This window comes from Agrococcus versicolor (assembly GCF_039531815.1).
Taxonomy (GTDB): domain Bacteria; phylum Actinomycetota; class Actinomycetes; order Actinomycetales; family Microbacteriaceae; genus Agrococcus; species Agrococcus versicolor.
Genome location: NZ_BAAAQT010000008.1, coordinates 621,901 through 637,508, shown reverse-complemented (window position 1 = coordinate 637,508; position 15,608 = coordinate 621,901). Strand labels below are relative to the sequence as shown.

Annotated in this window: 15 protein-coding genes; 8 read left to right on the top strand and 7 right to left on the bottom strand. The window is 74.1% G+C overall.

What is annotated here, in order from left to right:
• Positions 1–260 precede the first annotated feature (260 nt).
• The 3 genes from ABD249_RS15620 to ABD249_RS15610 all read right to left on the bottom strand — a co-directional run bounded on the left by ABD249_RS15620 (position 261) and on the right by ABD249_RS15610 (position 3,027).
• The gene (locus ABD249_RS15620) at positions 261–878 is read right to left on the bottom strand and encodes a hypothetical protein (protein ID WP_344344976.1); all 618 of its coding nucleotides are present in this window, start codon (positions 876–878) and stop codon (positions 261–263) included.
• Between the two features lie 115 nt (positions 879–993).
• On the bottom strand, positions 994–1,575 hold the full coding sequence (locus tag ABD249_RS15615; RefSeq protein ID WP_344344974.1) for a DinB family protein: 582 nt from the start codon (positions 1,573–1,575) through the stop codon (positions 994–996).
• A gap of 312 nt (positions 1,576–1,887) precedes the next feature.
• Positions 1,888–3,027, bottom strand: a complete 1,140-nt coding sequence (locus tag ABD249_RS15610) for an AI-2E family transporter (protein ID WP_344344972.1) — start codon at positions 3,025–3,027, stop codon at positions 1,888–1,890.
• Positions 3,028–3,185: 158 nt separating this feature from the next.
• On the opposite strand from ABD249_RS15610, the gene ABD249_RS15605 reads away from it, so the two are divergent.
• Positions 3,186–4,685 (top strand): hypothetical protein, encoded by a 1,500-nt coding sequence (locus ABD249_RS15605; protein WP_344344970.1) that lies wholly within the window; start codon positions 3,186–3,188, stop codon positions 4,683–4,685.
• 48 nt (positions 4,686–4,733) lie between these two features.
• On the opposite strand, the gene ABD249_RS15600 is transcribed toward ABD249_RS15605, so the two are convergent.
• From ABD249_RS15600 to ABD249_RS15590, 3 genes are read right to left on the bottom strand one after another with little or no spacing between them, the layout of a single operon-like run.
• Positions 4,734–5,885, bottom strand: a complete 1,152-nt coding sequence (locus ABD249_RS15600; protein WP_344344968.1) for an NAD(P)-binding domain-containing protein — start codon at positions 5,883–5,885, stop codon at positions 4,734–4,736.
• Positions 5,886–5,905: 20 nt separating this feature from the next.
• Positions 5,906–6,271, bottom strand: a complete 366-nt coding sequence (locus tag ABD249_RS15595) for a DoxX family protein (RefSeq protein ID WP_344344966.1) — start codon at positions 6,269–6,271, stop codon at positions 5,906–5,908.
• 44 nt (positions 6,272–6,315) lie between these two features.
• Positions 6,316–6,828: a MarR family winged helix-turn-helix transcriptional regulator gene (locus tag ABD249_RS15590; RefSeq protein WP_344344964.1), complete on the bottom strand. Its 513-nt coding sequence runs from the start codon at positions 6,826–6,828 to the stop codon at positions 6,316–6,318.
• 86 nt (positions 6,829–6,914) lie between these two features.
• On the opposite strand from ABD249_RS15590, the gene ABD249_RS15585 reads away from it, so the two are divergent.
• From ABD249_RS15585 to ABD249_RS15565, 5 genes are all read left to right on the top strand, one after another.
• Positions 6,915–7,970: an LLM class flavin-dependent oxidoreductase gene (locus ABD249_RS15585; protein ID WP_344344962.1), complete on the top strand. Its 1,056-nt coding sequence runs from the start codon at positions 6,915–6,917 to the stop codon at positions 7,968–7,970.
• The gene (locus ABD249_RS15580; RefSeq protein WP_344344960.1) at positions 7,967–8,644 is read left to right on the top strand and encodes an NADPH-dependent F420 reductase; all 678 of its coding nucleotides are present in this window, start codon (positions 7,967–7,969) and stop codon (positions 8,642–8,644) included. The genes ABD249_RS15585 and ABD249_RS15580 overlap by 4 nt, the downstream gene beginning before the upstream one ends.
• Positions 8,645–8,712: 68 nt before the next feature.
• The gene (locus tag ABD249_RS15575) at positions 8,713–9,180 is read left to right on the top strand and encodes a GNAT family N-acetyltransferase (protein WP_344344958.1); all 468 of its coding nucleotides are present in this window, start codon (positions 8,713–8,715) and stop codon (positions 9,178–9,180) included.
• Positions 9,181–9,791: 611 nt separating this feature from the next.
• Positions 9,792–11,390, top strand: coding sequence for an ATP-binding cassette domain-containing protein (locus ABD249_RS15570; protein ID WP_344344957.1), 1,599 nt, complete (start codon positions 9,792–9,794; stop codon positions 11,388–11,390).
• Positions 11,391–11,457: 67 nt separating this feature from the next.
• Positions 11,458–12,276 carry a hypothetical protein gene (locus ABD249_RS15565; RefSeq protein ID WP_344344956.1) on the top strand — a complete coding sequence of 273 codons (819 nt, stop codon included), beginning with the start codon at positions 11,458–11,460 and terminating at the stop codon, positions 12,274–12,276.
• 2 nt (positions 12,277–12,278) lie between these two features.
• On the opposite strand, the gene ABD249_RS15560 is transcribed toward ABD249_RS15565, so the two are convergent.
• Complete coding sequence (locus ABD249_RS15560; protein ID WP_344344955.1) at positions 12,279–12,893, bottom strand: TetR/AcrR family transcriptional regulator; 615 nt, start codon at positions 12,891–12,893, stop codon at positions 12,279–12,281.
• 148 nt (positions 12,894–13,041) lie between these two features.
• On the opposite strand from ABD249_RS15560, the gene ABD249_RS15555 reads away from it, so the two are divergent.
• Positions 13,042–14,523, top strand: coding sequence for an MDR family MFS transporter (locus ABD249_RS15555; protein ID WP_344344954.1), 1,482 nt, complete (start codon positions 13,042–13,044; stop codon positions 14,521–14,523).
• Positions 14,524–14,640: 117 nt separating this feature from the next.
• The gene (locus tag ABD249_RS15550) at positions 14,641–15,519 is read left to right on the top strand and encodes a helix-turn-helix transcriptional regulator (RefSeq protein ID WP_344344953.1); all 879 of its coding nucleotides are present in this window, start codon (positions 14,641–14,643) and stop codon (positions 15,517–15,519) included.
• Positions 15,520–15,608: the final 89 nt, after the last annotated feature.

The following is a 15,608-nucleotide window of genomic DNA, read 5'->3' as shown; positions in this document are numbered from 1 at the left end:
GTGGGCGGACGCGGTCGTCGCGGCCGCCACGGGGGCTGCGATGGCGACGAGCGCGGCGACGGCAGCGGCCGCCGCCCTGTGGATGGTGCGACGTCGAGCGTCGCGCGTGCATGCACGCATGGTGTCCTCCTCCTGTCGGACACGGAGCGTCGGCCGTCGATGCGGCACGACGCAGCGAGAGGCGGGTCGACCGCTCGCGCCACCTGTCGGCGGCACGCACGATCGACGCCGGGATCGACGGGATCGTCGACCCTGCAGCGCTACGAGACGAGCGCCGCCGGAGGCCCGCGGAGGAGGGAGGGCGCGGAGCGCCGGGCGATGGACCAGGTACGCGGCTGCGCCCAGGTCGCGGCGAGCGCGACCGTCGAAGGCGGCCGCACGGGCACGAGCACGGCGACGAGGCGTCGCAGCACGAAGAACGCGAAGGATGCGAGACGCGCGAGCGCACGCTCGCCACGGGCGATGAGCGCGATCGTCGCGATGGCGGCGAGCGCGTGGTGGAGCCACATCGTCCCGTCGCCGTGCATCGCGTGCGCGCTGGCTGCCGTTGGGGCGGCGGCGAGCGCCGCAGCCATCTGCGCATCGGAGTGGCCGGCGTGGCCGGCACCCGACGTCGCGAGCGACGCGGCGGGCGTGCCGAGCACGAACAGGGCGTGGAAGAGCAGCTGGCTCGCGGCGACGGAGGGGATGAGGCGCCAGAGCGAGTGCACGCGACCCGACAGCAGCACGCACGCGAGGATCGCGAGCACCGTCGGCACGACGATGCCCACGAGGCCGGGCACGGCGCCACCGGCGCTCACGTGCGACAGCAGGGCGGCGAAGGTGGCGAGCAGCGCGACGACGAGGCCGCGCAGTGCGCGCACGTGCCTGGTCGCCATGCCTCGATCCTGGCACGATGCCGCGCACGCCACGCGGGTGCACCTCCTGCGCCGCCGAGGCGGCCACGACACGCAGAAGCCCGTCCGAACCGCGTCCGGACGGGCTTCATGGATCTCAGCGCCGGCGGCGCTCCTGGCCCTCGACGAAGAGGAGCGCGAACGGGCTGTTGCCGGCGCCGGTCGGCGAGGCGTCCGGTCCGCGCCAGCGCTCGAGGTGCGCGGCGATGGCGGGCAGCGCGACCTCGGGGATGTCATGCATCTCGAAGCCGACCGCGAGGTCGACGTGCGTCAGCTCCAGCCACGCGAGGTGGTCGCGCGCGCACAGGTCGTCGCCCTCCTCCTCGGGCATGCGTGCCTGGGGCTGGTCGTCGAGTCGGCGCACGACCGTCGTGAGCGACGTCGCGAGGGCGTCGACGAGGTCGGCGGCCGGCGCGCGCAGCAGCGAGTCGCTCGCGAGTCGCTGCGCGGCGTCCTCGCCGGGCGAGGCCGTGATGCGTCGTGCGTGGCGCACGAGCCGCGCGATGACGTGCCGACGCGTGCCGAGCCCGCTCGCCGCGGGATGCAGCAGCTCGACGTCGCCCAGGCGCATGGTGGCGCCCAGCAGTCGGTGCGTCGACAGGCGCACCTGGCGGTGCAACGCGCCCGCGTCGGGCTCGTCGCGGTCGATGGTCCCTCGCTCGGGTGCCGTCATCGTCATCGTGGATCCCCTCCCTCGACCACGCGTCGAGAGCCTCACGACGCCGTGGGGACGAGCGATCGTCGCATCGGATGGGGGACTCGATGCACGACGGTGGCTGCCCATCCATAGGAAACCGCGTGCCACCGACAGTCGCCAGCCGTTGACAGGGGGACACTGCCGTGCATGTCGCACGCCGAGACAGTTCTCCTTGTGGTAGTTGACCTGCGAGCCCGGGGGCTGAACGACTCCCACCCCCGGCCACGTCGCTCGCGGCCCTCCCGGGTCGACGCGAGGGACGCCCGTCGCGCGCGAGTCAAGACGGATGCCGCGTCAGGCGACGGCCTCCGGCCGCTTCTGCCGGAACATGCGCGCCGGGGTGTCCGGGCCGTCCCACACCTGCGTGATGCCCCACGCCACCGCGGCGATCGGCACCGACAGCACGGCGCCGACGATGCCGCCGAGCACCGTGCCGATCGTGAGCGCGATGAGGATGACGAGCGCGTGCAGCTTGAGCGAGCGGCCCATGACGACCGGCTGCAGGAAGTTGCCCTCGAGCTGGTTCACGAGGATGACCGCGCCGAGCACGATGAGGGCGGTCACGAGGTCGTTCGCGACGAGGGCGACGAGGGTGGCGAGCGCCCCGGCCACCGTCGCGCCGACGAGCGGGATGAAGGCGAGAAGGAAGACGAGCACGGCGAGCGGCAGCGCGAGCGGCACCTGCAGGATCGCGAGCGCCGCGCCGATGCCGATGGCGTCGACGGCCGCGACGGTCGCCGTGCCGCGCACGTAGCCGCCGAGCGTGCCGACGGTCTTGTCGCCGATGCGCTGCGCTCGACGGTACGACTCGCCCTCGAACGGGCGCAGGAGGAACTCCCAGATGCGGGGGCCGTCCTTCAGGAAGAAGAAGAGCACGACGATCATGAGCACGAGGCCCGTGAGGAAGTTGGCGGCCGCGCTCACGCCCGCGAGGGCGCCCGAGCCGAACTGCGCGCTCGTGACGAAGTCGATGACCGAGTCGCGCGCATCGGTGAGCTGCTGCTCCGACGGCGCGATCGGCAACGTCGACACCCACTCGACGACCTGGTCGAACCCGGCCACGGCCTGGTCGCGCAGCTCGCCGAACTGGTTGCGCACCGCGTTGACGATGAGCGTCACGACGCCGCCGAGCACCACGACGATCGCGAGCAGGGCGAGGATCGTCGCGAGGATCGAGGGCACGCCCTTGCGGCGCATCCACGACATCGCGGGGGCGAAGGCCGACGCGAGGATGAGCGCGAGCACGACGGGGATGATGACGAGCGTCAGCTGGGTCATCGCGAAGACGAGGCCGGCGACGACGATCAGCACCAGGATGATCTGCAGCGAGCGCGTCGCGAGCCGGCCGAACGAGTCGCCCCAGAGCGACCATGGTGCACGCGCTGCGCGCTGCACGACCTCGGTCGGACCCTTGTGCTGCTGGAACAGTCCCATCGCATCCCCCTCGCGGAATGCGACCACGCTATCCGCGACGGCGCTCGCGAACGCTGAGGCGCCCGGCGCTGGCGGCGGATCGACGGATGCGCTAGGTCGTCGCGCTCGGCGAACGCTCGACGACGCGTGGAACGCTGGGACGAGCAGGAGGGAGCCGCGTGGCGCGCAGGACGAAGGAGCGGAAGCCCGACGACCGGCGCTTCGTGCAGGTGGCGCAGCTGCCGAGCCTCGGGGTCGAGACGTCGACGGGGCGCGCCTGGGTGGGCGTCGACCAGCAGGTCGGTCACTTCTCGGCCGATGCCCTCTTCGCCCTCACCGACGACGAGTACGCCGGTGCGCTCGTCGACGCGTGGACCATCCGCGGCGTCATGTCCGAGTGCTGGCACGGGCGGCAGCCAGAGCGTCTGCTCTTCCATCCGGGCGGTCGCTCGCCGCAGCCCGAGCACCTCGCAGGGCGCCGGGGGCGTATGCTCCGCCCGCCCTTCGAGGGCGAGCTGTGGTGGCACCTCGACGCGCTCGCCGCGGTCGACGACGAGCGGGCGCTCGAGGTCAGCCGCGCGCTGTCCGGCGGCACGGCCCTCGTGCGGATGGACGACGACGGCGTGCAGGCGATCGCGCTGCCCCTCGTCGGCGACGGCGCGTACCCGCGACCCGCAGCCCTCGTCGGCGGGCTCGGCCCGGGCAGCGACCGCTCCCGCGTCGCGGCGATCCTCGGCGAGCCGAGCGCCGACGACGCGCACCGCGTCGAGGGCCACCGCGTCCGCGCGAGGTACCGCGACGACGGCCTGACCGAGATCGTCCTCGAGCGACTGCCGACCCCGCCTGCACCCGATGGTCCGCTGGGCGACGTCCTCGCCGCCCTCGGCGAGCCCGAGGAGGGCGAGGCGTTCCAGGTGCTGGCAGCGCTCGCGGGCGGTCGGAGTCGGCGCTGGGCCGTGTCGTCCGGGCATCCGCGTCGCCTGCTGGCGTTCGAGGGCGGCGTCGAGGTGCAGGTGGAGGCCGGCCGCGTGCTCGGCGTGCGCATCGACCTGCGGTCCTTCCCGATCGCCGCTCTCCTGCCCGGCTCCGTCGCGACCGCGTCGCGTGCGGCGCTGCAGCGCGAGCTCGGCGCGGCCGTCGACGTGCGGGGCTCGACGGCGCTGCACCGCTTCGGCCGGCGCGAGCTGCTCGTCGAGCACGACGGCGTCGGCGACGAGGCGGCCGTGATCGCCGTCACGGCCGTCCTCGGCGGCATCACGGTGTCCCCGAGCATCCATCGCTGGCGCTCGGGCGACTTCACCCGCTTCCTCGACGTGCTCGGTCGGCCGCCGAGCGACCCGCTCGTCGCGGCCGTCCGCAGGCTGCCCGGCGTCGACGTGCGCGAGTGGGCCGGGGTCGTGTCGGCCGTCGAGCTGCGCGTGCGCCAGGCGACGCCGGGATCGTTCGTCGACGGGATGCCGGACGCGCCGACGCGTCGCGACGTGCCGTTCGGTCGACCATGGGTCACGCTCGAGCGCGACGACGTCTGGGATCTCGACGTCGGCGTGGTGCATGTGCACGCCGGCGACGGCGTCCTCGTCGATCGCATCGTCGTGTGCCGCGAGGTGCCGCCGCACCTCGACGTCGACCGGTGGGTGCCGCTGGAGGATCGCGGCGCGTGGAGCACGAGCGGGGAGTGAGGGTCGCCGGGCTCGACCGCGGCGGACGTGGGTCGGAGGCCGGTCGGGTCAGCCCGCCGCGTCGCCTGCCCCGGGGCTCGCGCGCTCGGCGTCCTCGGCTTCGAGTCGCCGCGCGATGGCGACGGCCGCGGCCCGCCCTGCGCGGTTCGCGCCGATCGTGGACTGCGAGGCACCGTAGCCCACGAGGTGCACGCGCGCGTCGAGCGCCGCCTGGGTGCCCTGCAGCGGGATGCCGCCGAGCGGCCCGCGCAGCGCGAGCGGATCGAGATGGTCGAGGTCGCCGCGGTACCCGGTCGCCCACACGATGGCGTCGAGCGGCGTGCGCGACCCGTCCGCCTCCACGACGCCGCCCGGCTCGATCGCCGTCGGCATGGGCCTGCGCACCAGCACGCCGCGGTCGCGGGCTGCGAGCGCGTACGACGTCCAGCCGAGGCCCGTGTACGACACGATGCTGCCGGGCACGCGGCCGGCCGCGGTGTCGGCGGCGACGCGACGCTCGACGTCGACGCCGTCGGTGCCGTGCGCGAAGTCGTGGTCGAGGAACACGGGCTCGCGACGCGTGTACCAGCGCGTCTCGGCGACGCGGCTGATCTCCTCGAGCAGCTGCACGGCCGAGATGCCGCCGCCGACGATCGCGACGCGCATGCCCGCGAACGCCGCGGCCTCCACGTAGTCGCGGCTGTGCAGCTGGATGCCCGCGAAGCCGTCGCGCCCGGGGAGGTCCGGGATGCTCGGCGCGTTCCAAGTGCCCGTGGCGTTGACGAGCGCACGCACGGACCAGGAGCCGGCGTCGCTCTCGACGAGCAGCGGGCCGTGCGGGTCGGCGTCGGTCGCGCGCACGGCGGTCACGTGCACGGGTCGGAGGATCGGCAGCCGCTGCGCCGTCTCGTACGCGGCGAGGTAGCGCGGCACGGCCTCGCGGCTCGGCTCCTCCGGGTCGATGGGCGGCACGGGCATGCCCGGCAGGGCGAAGATGCCGTTCACCGTGGCCATCCGCAGCGACGACCAGCGGTGCTGCCAGGCGCCGCCGGGACCGGCGTTCGCATCGAGCACGACGACGGTGCGCGGCGCATCCGGCTCGCTCGTGGCGGGCGCGAGCCCGCGGCGCAGCAGGTGGTGGGCGGCGGACAGCCCTGCCTGCCCGGCGCCGACGACGGCGACGGTGACGGTGGCGGTGCGCGGCGCGGTGCGCTCGGACACGGGCGGCTCCTCCAGAACGTTCAGCGGAGCACGACGAACCCGAGCACCGCCGCGACGATCGACAGCCCCGCGAGCACGGCTGCCGGCACGGCGGACTCGCGCCTGCGCACATGGACGACGACGGCACCCACCATGATCGCGGCGAGCGCGACCGCGGCGACCGGGCTGAGGAGCGGCGCGACGCCGGTGAGCAGCGGCAGCACGAGGCCGAGGGCGCCGACGACCTCGAGCGCGGCGATGGCCTTGATGGCGCCCGGGGCGACGTCGGCGGCCCACGGCATCCCGCCGTCGACGAGGGCGGCGCGGGGGCGGACGAGCTTCATGACGCCCGCGGCGCCGAAGGCGAGGGCGAGGAGGGCGACGAGGATCCAGAGTGCGACGAGCATGGTGCGTTCCTTGGTGCGAGCGACGGCGCGCGCCGTCGGAGGGGTCAGTCGGTGGACGTCTCAGGCGCGGCGGCCGCCGCGCGTGCGTCGAGATGGCGGTGCAGGGCGGCCGTCGTGGTGCGGACGGCCTCGAGCTGCTCGGGCGTCAGGGCATCGACGAAGACCTCGCGCACGAGACGGAGGTGCGCGGCGGACGAGCTGCGGAAGATGCGGGCGCCGACGTCGGTGAGCGCGACGATCGCGCTGCGAGCGTCGTCGCCGGCCTGGCGGCGCGCGACGAGGTCGCGCTCCTCCATGCGCCGGAGGTGGTGCGAGAGCCTGCTGCGCTCCCATCCGCACAGGTCGGCGAGCGCCGACGAGCGGAGCTCGCGATCCGGCGCCTCGCTGAGCGCGAGCATGACCGAGTAGTCGCCCGGCGAGATGCCCGACGACGACTGCAGCCCTGCGGCGAGCGTGCGGCGGACGGCCTCGGAGGTCTCGACGTAGTCGCGCCAGACGGCGAGCTCGTCGACCGTCGGCGACCGACGGGCGGTCGCCCGTGCTGCTGGCTGCGCCATGCGTCCTCCTCTTGACATCCCCACCCTAGGGACTGATGATTGACACGTCAACCAATTCGGTCGACAGCAGGGGAAGAGGCAGCATCATGGGCGACATCGTCTTCGGGCTCGACACCTTCGGCGACGTGCCGACGGACGACGCCGGCGAGCAGGTCAGCCACGCGAGGTCCATCCGGCAGCTCGTCGAGGAGGCCGTGGTCGCCGACGAGCTCGGCGTCGACGTCTTCACCGTCGGCGAGCATCACCGGCCCGAGTACTCCGTCTCGTCGCCCGAGACCGTGCTCGCCGGCCTCGCGACCGTCACGCGCCGCATCCGGCTCGGCTCGGGCGTGACGGTGCTGAGCTCCGACGACCCGGTGCGGGTCTTCCAGCGCTTCGCGACGGTCGACGCCCTCTCGAACGGCCGGGCCGAGGTCATCCTCGGGCGCGGATCGTTCACGGAGTCGTTCCCGCTCTTCGGCTACGACCTGGCCGACTACGACGTGCTCTTCGAGGAGAAGATCGCCCTGTTCGCCGAGCTGCTGCACGAGACGCCCGTGACGTGGAGCGGCACGACGCGCGCGCCCCTCGTCGACGCCGACGTCTTCCCGAAGACCGAGCACGGCCTGCGCACGTGGGTCGGGGTCGGCGGCTCGCCGCAGTCGGTCGTGCGCACGGCCCGCTACGGCTTCCCGCTCATGCTCGCCATCATCGGCGGCCAGCCCGAGCGCTTCGCCCCCTACCTCGACCTGTACCGACGCGCGACGGCCGAGCTCGGCACGACGGCGCACCCCGTGGGCATGCACTCCCCCGGATTCGTCGCCGACACCGACGAGGAGGCGATGGCCGCGTACTGGCCGCACTACCGCGTCGTGCGCGACCGCATCGGCGCGCTGCGCGGCTGGCCGCCCGTGACGCTCGCCGAGTTCGAGCGCGAGGTGCGCAGCGGCTCGATGTACGTCGGCTCCCCCGACACCGTCGCCGCCAGGATGGCGCGCGCGATCGACGTCATGGGCGTCGGCAGGTTCGACCTCATCTACACGTCGGGCGCGCAGAGCATCCGCGCGCGCTCGCGTGCCGTCGAGCTCTACGGCAGCGTCGTCGTGCCGCAGGTGCGCGACCGTCTCGCCGCAGCCGCGGATCGTCGGGAGGACGCGGCATGACCCGCACGATCGCGATCCTGGGCGCCGGCAAGCTCGGCACGGTGCTCGGACGCCTCGCCGCCGCCGCCGGTCACCGCGTGCTCGTGGCCGGCTCGGGCGACCCCGAGCGCATCCGCCTCATCCTCGAGGTCGTCGCGCCGGGCACCGAGCCCGCATGGGCGGCGGATGCCGTGGCGCAGGCCGACCTCGTCGTGCTCGCGCTGCCGCTCGGCAAGGTCGACGCCCTGCCCGCCGACGCGATGCGCGGCACGGTCGTCGTCGACGCCATGAACTACTGGTGGGAGGTCGACGGCCACCGCGACGACCTGCAGGATCCGCGCGTCTCGACGAGCGAGCTCGTGCAGCGGCGCCTGCCGGGCGCGACGGTCGTGAAGGCCTTCAACCACATGGGGTACCACGACCTCGACGAGGGACCCAGGCCCGCCGGGGCGCCGGATCGGCGCGCCATCGCGGTCGCGGGCGACGACGCAGCGGCCGTCGCCGCGGTGTCGCAACTCGTCGACGAGCTGGGCTTCGACCCCGTCGCCGCCGGGTCGCTGCACGAGAGCATCGCGCTCGAGCCGCATGCCGAGGCGTTCGGCGCCAACGAGTCGGCCGCTGCGCTCGAGGCGATGCTCGCGCGCTTCGACGGCACGGCCCGCGGCCGCGCGGTGGCCCTGGCCCGCGCGGCCTGAGTGGCGTGGGAGGCCGCCGCTGGCCTGACCGCGTGAGCGTGGTCGGAGGCCGCCGCTAGCCTGACCGCGTGACCGACGACGCCCTCGCCTCCGGCTACCGCATGCTGCTCGAGCCGCCCACGATCGACGAGTATCGGCACCTGCGCGCGGTCAGCGGCCTCTCGCCCAAGACGCACGGGCAGGCGGAGGGGGCGATCGCCGGCAGCTGGACGTGGCGCACCATTCGAGTGGGCGGCGGCGAGGCCGGCGTCGGTGTCGGGGCCGGGGCCGGGGCCGGGGAGGCTGTCGCGATGGGCCGGGTGCTCGGCGACGGCGGCTGGTACTTCCTCGTCGCCGACATGGCGACGCTGCCCGAGCACCAGGGCCGCGGCATCGGCAAGGCCGTGCTGCGATCGCTCCTCGCCGAGATCCGCGAGCGCGCCGAGCCCGGCGCCTACGTCACGCTCACGGCCGACCCTCCGGGCCGCCGCCTCTACGAGGCGCACGGCTTCGCAGACGTCGCCCCCGCCCGCACGGGCATGTCGCTGCTGACCTGACCCCGCGGTCCGCGCCGCCCACCGTCGACCGTCGATCGTCGATCGTCGATCGTCGATCGGTCACGATCCCACCCGGACTGGTCACGATCTGCGCTGACTGGTCGCGATCTGCGCTGACTGGTCACGATCTGCGCTGACTGGTCACGATCTGCGCTGACTGGTCACGCTTGCACCCGGAGTGGTCACCGTTGCACCTCGACTGGTCACCGTTGCACCTCGACTGGTCACGGTTGCACCTCGAGAGGCTCGTCTGAGGTGCAATCGTGACCAGTCATGGTGAGGATGCGTCCATAGGCGACCTTTCGACGCAGAACGCGACCGATCGACGCAGAACGCGACCAGTCAGCGCAGAACGCGACCGATCGACGCAGAAGGTGACCAGTCAGCGCAGATCGCGACCGGTCGACGCAGGACGTGACCGGTCGCACGCTGGCGCCCCGCACCGCAGCCCGGTATCGTCGCCACCCGACCAGGCCGCGGTGAGAGCGCGGGCCCTTCGAGACGAAGTCGAGAGCATGACGGAGATCCTCCGCGACGCGACCATCGCGCGCTGAGAGCGGCACACGCACCGCATCGTCCTCAGCGCGCCACCCGCGCTCATGGAGGACACCGTGTCTTCGACCATCCAGCTCACCCACGTCTCCGTCGTCTGGCCCGACGGCACCGTCGCCCTCGACGACGTCTCCGGCACGTTCGGTCCCGGCACCACAGGGCTCGTCGGCCGCAACGGCACCGGCAAGTCGACGCTGCTGCGCCTCGTCGCCGGCGACCTCGACCCCACCTCCGGCACCGTGACGGCCTCGGCATCCGCCGTGACGCTGCCGCAGTCGCTGCCGTCGCATCCGGGCTCCGTCGCCGACGCGCTCGGCATCGCGAGCATCCGTGCCGCGATCGCCGCGATCGAGGGCGGCGACGTCGACCCGGCGCGCTTCGACGCCGTCGCCGACCGCTGGGGCGTGGATGCGGAGGCGCTCGCCGCGCTGCAGACCGCCGGCGTCGCCGGCGACGCCTCGCTGCTCGACCGGCCCATGCGGTCGCTCTCGGGCGGGGAGGCGATCCGCGTCGGCCTCGCCGCCATCCGTCTCTCGGGCGCGCCGATCGCGCTGCTCGACGAGCCGTCGAACAACCTCGACGCCGACGCGCGAGCCGATCTCGTCGCGGCGATCCGCGGCTGGCCGGGCACCCTCGTCGTCGCGAGCCACGACCGCGCGCTGCTCGAGCACGTCGACCGCATCGCGGAGATCCACGGGCACGAGCTGCGCACCTTCGACGGGCCATGGTCGGTCTACGAGGAGGCCGTCGCGATCGAGCAGGCGGCCGCCCGCCGGCACCTGCAGGATGCCGATCAGCAGCATCGCCGCGAGCGCGCGGATCGCATCGTGGCCGCCGAGCGTCGGCAGCAGGCCGAGGCGGCGGGGCGCCGCAGGCAGGCGGCGGGCGGCATCCCGAAGATCGTGGCGAACGGCCTCGCGGGACGCTCGGAGCAGACGAGCGCCGCGAGCCGGCGCCTGCACCGCGGGCGGGAGGCGACGGCGATGGCGGCGATCGCGACGGCCGAGGAGGCGGTTCGCGACGACCGCTCGATCCGCATCGCCATGCCCGAGACGCGCGTGCCGAACGGCACGACGGTCGTCGAGCTCGCTGCGCCGGGCGGCCCGATCGTCGTGCGCGGGCCGGAGCGCATCGCGCTGGCCGGTCGCAACGGCTCGGGCAAGACGACGCTGCTGCGCGCGATCGCCGAGTGGCCTGCGAGGCCGTCACGCGCGGCCGTCGCCACGGTGTCGCATCGCATCGCGGAGGTGGGGATGCTCGCGCAGCGCACCGAGGTCGACGAGTCGGCGACGCTCGTCGAGGTGCTGCGTGCCGCGAACCCGCAGGCGTCGCCGCACGCGGCGAGGGCCATGCTCGCGCGCTTCCTGTTCCGCGGCGACGACGGCGCCCGCACGGCCGCAGGGCTGTCGGGCGGCGAGCGGCTGCGGCTCGCGCTCGCCCGCCTGCTGCTCGCGGATCCGGCGCCGCGCCTGCTGCTGCTCGACGAGCCGACGAACGACCTCGACGTCGACGCGATCGGCAGCCTCGTCGAGGCGCTCGCCGGCTACGAGGGTGCGCTCGTCGTCATCAGCCACGACGAGCGGTTCCTCGCCGACGTCGGCGTCACGCGGCGCTGGACCGTGGAGGGAGGAGCGGTGCGCGACGAGCCCGTGCGGTGACGACGAGGCGTCCGTCCACGGCGGACCCAGGCTCGCCTGGCAGCATCGGGCAGACCCGAGGAGGAGCATGGCCGTCGAGATCCCGAGCGCCGTCGAGTGGGCGCGCGCCGTGCCGCGCGAGCGGCTGCGGCTCGCCGATCTCGACGCGCACCTGCTGCGGCACGATCACGATGCGCTGCGCGCGCTCGGCAGGCGGCGCCTCGACGACGCGGGCGGTGGCGCGGGCAGCGGCGTCGGTCGGGGGCGCGCGATCCTCCTCGGCCTGCTGGCGCTCGTCGCGCTCGTCGCTCCCGCGGCGGGGTTCGCGATCGCGGCGTCCGACGGCCGCGTCATCCTGCCCGGCACCGCGGCGCGACCCGACGTGTCGGATCCCGTCGACGCCGCGGTGGCCTTCCCCGTGGTCGCGCTCTGCTTCGCGATCGCGACGCTCCTGCCGCTCGCCTCGCTCATCGCGTGGGCGCGACGCCGGCGCATGCGCATCCTGTCGGATCTCGCGCTGCCGATCGTGACGCTCGGCCTCGCGCTGCTCACGATCCCGGTGCTCGTGCGGCGCGCGGGCGAGGGCGCCGACGCGACGGGCGCGCTCGTGGCGACCTCCCTCGCCGCTGCGACGAGCGTCGCGGTGCTCGCAGCGCTGCTGCTCGCCTCCCGCGCGGCGGAGCGCACGCGCGACTGGTTCCCCGCCGCGGGCACGCCGGACGTCGCGAAGGCCGCCGCCGCCATCGCGCTGCTGCCCGAGTCGGCGCGCGCGGGCATGGTCGCCGAGCGCTCCGACGCCCTCGCTGCGCTGGTCGAGCGAGGGCTGCTGGATGCCGCGGCGCGTCGCCGTGCCGAGGAGGCGCCGCTGGGCTCGCTCGTCGCGATCGATCGCGACCGCACGGCCTGAGCTCAGAGCGTCGCGGTGCCGTCGAGCGCGGCGAGCGCACGGTCGTAGATCGTCTCGAGCCGTTCGTCGCCACCCTCGTCGGCGACGCGCAGCCACTCCTCGATCGCGAGGCGGATGAGCACGGAGAGCCACTCGGCGAGCGCGCGCAGCTGCAGCAGGTCGCGCCCGGTCGATGCGGCGAGCGCGGCGACGAACGCCTCGTCGCGCTGATGCTCCTGCCGCAGCGCCGCCGCGAGGAGCGTCGGCTCGTCGGCGATGAGCCTGCGGATGCGCAGGTGGCGGCGGTGTCCCTCGACGTCGGCCTCGATGTCCGCGAGCCGGCCGCGCCAGGTGGCGACCAGCTGGGTGCGCAGCGGCGCGGCGGCGTCGACCTCGGCGGCGGACGCGAGCATCGAGGCGGCGAGCTCGACGTCGTCGAGCACCGCCTGCTCCTTCGTGCCGCACAGCCGGTAGAAGGTGCGCGGCGAGATGCCCGCGGCCTGGGCGATGTCCTCCACGGTCGTCGCGGCGACGCCCTGCCGCTCGAAGAGGTCGAGCGCGGCGTCGGCGACCTCGGAGCGCGTCTGGGATCGACGCCGCTCGCGCAGGTCGACGCCGTGCGGCTCCTCGATGGTCATGCGGCCATGCTACGGTAGTCCCCGCCTACTTGGCAGTCACTGCCAAGTAGGCACGACGCGCGGATCGACGTGGCTCGGCGCGGGCGGCAGGCGGCGACGCCGACCGCACCCGAGGCAGACGAGACGCAGCGCGACGACGAGGATCACCATGACCAGCTCCACCACCGCATCCATCCCGACGGTCGACCCGTCCCAGGGCCGGGCCGCCACGCCGCCGCGCCCCGGCCCCGTGCTGGCACTGCTCGTCGCGAGCGCCTTCGTCGTCATCCTCAACGAGACGATCATGGGCGTCGCGATCCCGCAACTCATGGTCGACCTCGACATCACCACGTCGTCGGCGCAGTGGCTCACGACCGGCTTCCTGCTCACGATGGCCGTCGTCATCCCCACGACCGGGTTCCTGCTGCAGCGCTTCCCGCTGCGCCACCTCTTCTTCGCGGCGATGGGTCTGTTCACCGCGGGCACCGCGATCGCAGCCCTCGCGCCCGGCTTCGAGATGCTGCTCGCAGGCCGCATCGTGCAGGCGTCGGGCACGGCGATCATGATGCCGCTGCTGTTCACGACCGCCCTGTCCGTCATCGCGCCCGAGCGTCGCGGCCGCATCATGGGCGTCATCTCGATCGTCATCGCGGTCGCGCCCGCCGTCGGCCCCACGGTGTCGGGCCTCATCCTCTCGGCGTTCGAGTGGCGCTGGCTGTTCGTCTTCGTCCTGCCGATCGCCGTGCTCTCGCTCGTGCTCGGCGCCGTCTTCGTCCGCAACCTCACCGAGACGCAGGCGAGCCACCTCGACGTGCCGTCCGTGCTGCTGTCGGCGATCGGCTTCGGCGGCCTCGTCTACGGCCTCGCCTCGATCGGCGAGTCGGCCGAGGGCCACGCCGCGGTGCCCGTGTGGATCCCGATCGTGATCGGCGTGGCCTCGCTCGCGACGTTCGTGTGGCGCCAGCTGCGCCTCGGCTCCACCGACCGCGTGCTCCTGAACCTCGGCGTCTTCCGCACGCGCTCGTTCTCGCTCGCCGTCGTGCTCGTGATCGTCGTCTTCGCGGTGCTGCTCGGCACGCTCATCCTCCTGCCGCTCTACCTGCAGCAGGTGCTCGGCCTCGACACCCTCGCGACCGGTCTCATGCTGCTGCCCGGCGGCGTGCTCATGGGCGTCGCGGCGCCGATCGTCGGTGCCCTCTTCGACCGCTTCGGCCCGCGCCCGCTCGTGCTGCCCGCCGCCATCGTCACGAGCGGCGCCCTGTGGTGGATGACGACGCTCGACGCCGACTCGACGGTGCCGACGATCATCGCGATGCACCTCGTGCTGAACCTGGGACTCGCGTTCATGTTCACGCCGCTGCTCACGTCGGCGCTCGGCTCGCTGCCGCGCCACCTGTACTCGCACGGCTCGGCCATCATGTCGACGCTGCAGCAGGTCGCGGGCGCCGCGGGCACCGCACTGTTCGTGACGCTCATGGCCGTCGGCGCGTCGGCAGCCGTCGCGAGCGGCACGACGGATGCCGCGGCGTCGATCGCCGAGGGCGTGCACCTCGCGTTCGTCGTGGGCGCGAGCCTGTCGCTGCTCGCGATCGTGCTCGCGGCCTTCGTGCGCGGCACCCCCGCGCGCGCCGAGGCATCCGCCTCGCACTGACGCACGAGCCCGCCGGGCGTCCCGCTGCACGCGGGGCGCCCGGCGTCGTGCGTCGCGGGCATGCGCAGGTACCGGCAGGCCCTCCCACGCGCCGCTCCCCCGTCGTACCGTGGGCGCATGGGCGACATGCGCGGCGAGATCCGGGAGTTCCTGACTACCCGGCGGGCGCGGATCACGCCGGAGCAGGCGGGGCTGCCGGCCTACGGCGGCAACCGCCGCGTCGCAGGGCTGCGTCGCGAGGAGGTCGCGATGCTCACGGGCGTCTCGGTCGACTACTACGTGCGGCTCGAGCGCGGCAACCTCGGCGGCGCCTCCGAGAGCGTGCTCGACGCGCTCGCCCGCACGCTGCAGCTCGACGAGGCCGAGCGCACCTACCTGCACGACCTCGCCCGCTCCGTCGCACCGTCGACGAAGGCACCCACCCCGTCGGCGACGAGCGTGCGAGCGTCGGTGCTGCAGGTGCTCGACGCCTTCTCGGGCGCCGCCTGGGTGCGCAACGGCAGGCACGACATCATCGCGGCGAACGCGATGGGCCGGGCGCTGTACCAGCCGGTGTTCGACGATCCGAGCAGGCCGGTCAACACCACGCGCTTCACCTACCTCAATCCCGCCGCCCGCACGTTCTGGCGCGACTACGACCAGGTCGCGAACGACGCGGCGGCGATGCTGCGGCTCGAGGCCGGGCGCGCGCCGCACGACCCCGACCTCATCCGGCTCGTCGGCGAGCTGTCGACGCAGAGCGAGACCTTCCGCGAGCGGTGGGCGTCGCGCGACGTGCACCTGCACCGCTCGGGTCGCAAGCGCCTGCACCACCCGATCGTCGGCGACCTCGACCTCGACTACGAGTCGATGGAGCTGCCCAGCGAGCCCGGCCTCGTGCTCAACGTGTACACGGCCCCGGCGGACACCCCGTCGGCGGACGCCCTGCGCATGCTCGCATCGTGGGTCGCGACGCATGACGCGGAGCCCGCCCGGGCGACGGCCGTCGAGGGCTGAGCCCGTCGGGGGCACCCGCGCCCTTCGGAGGCCTCGTCCGGTTCGGCCCTCCCCCGCTCCTGCCAGCGCGAGCGCAGGTCGCCCCCAGG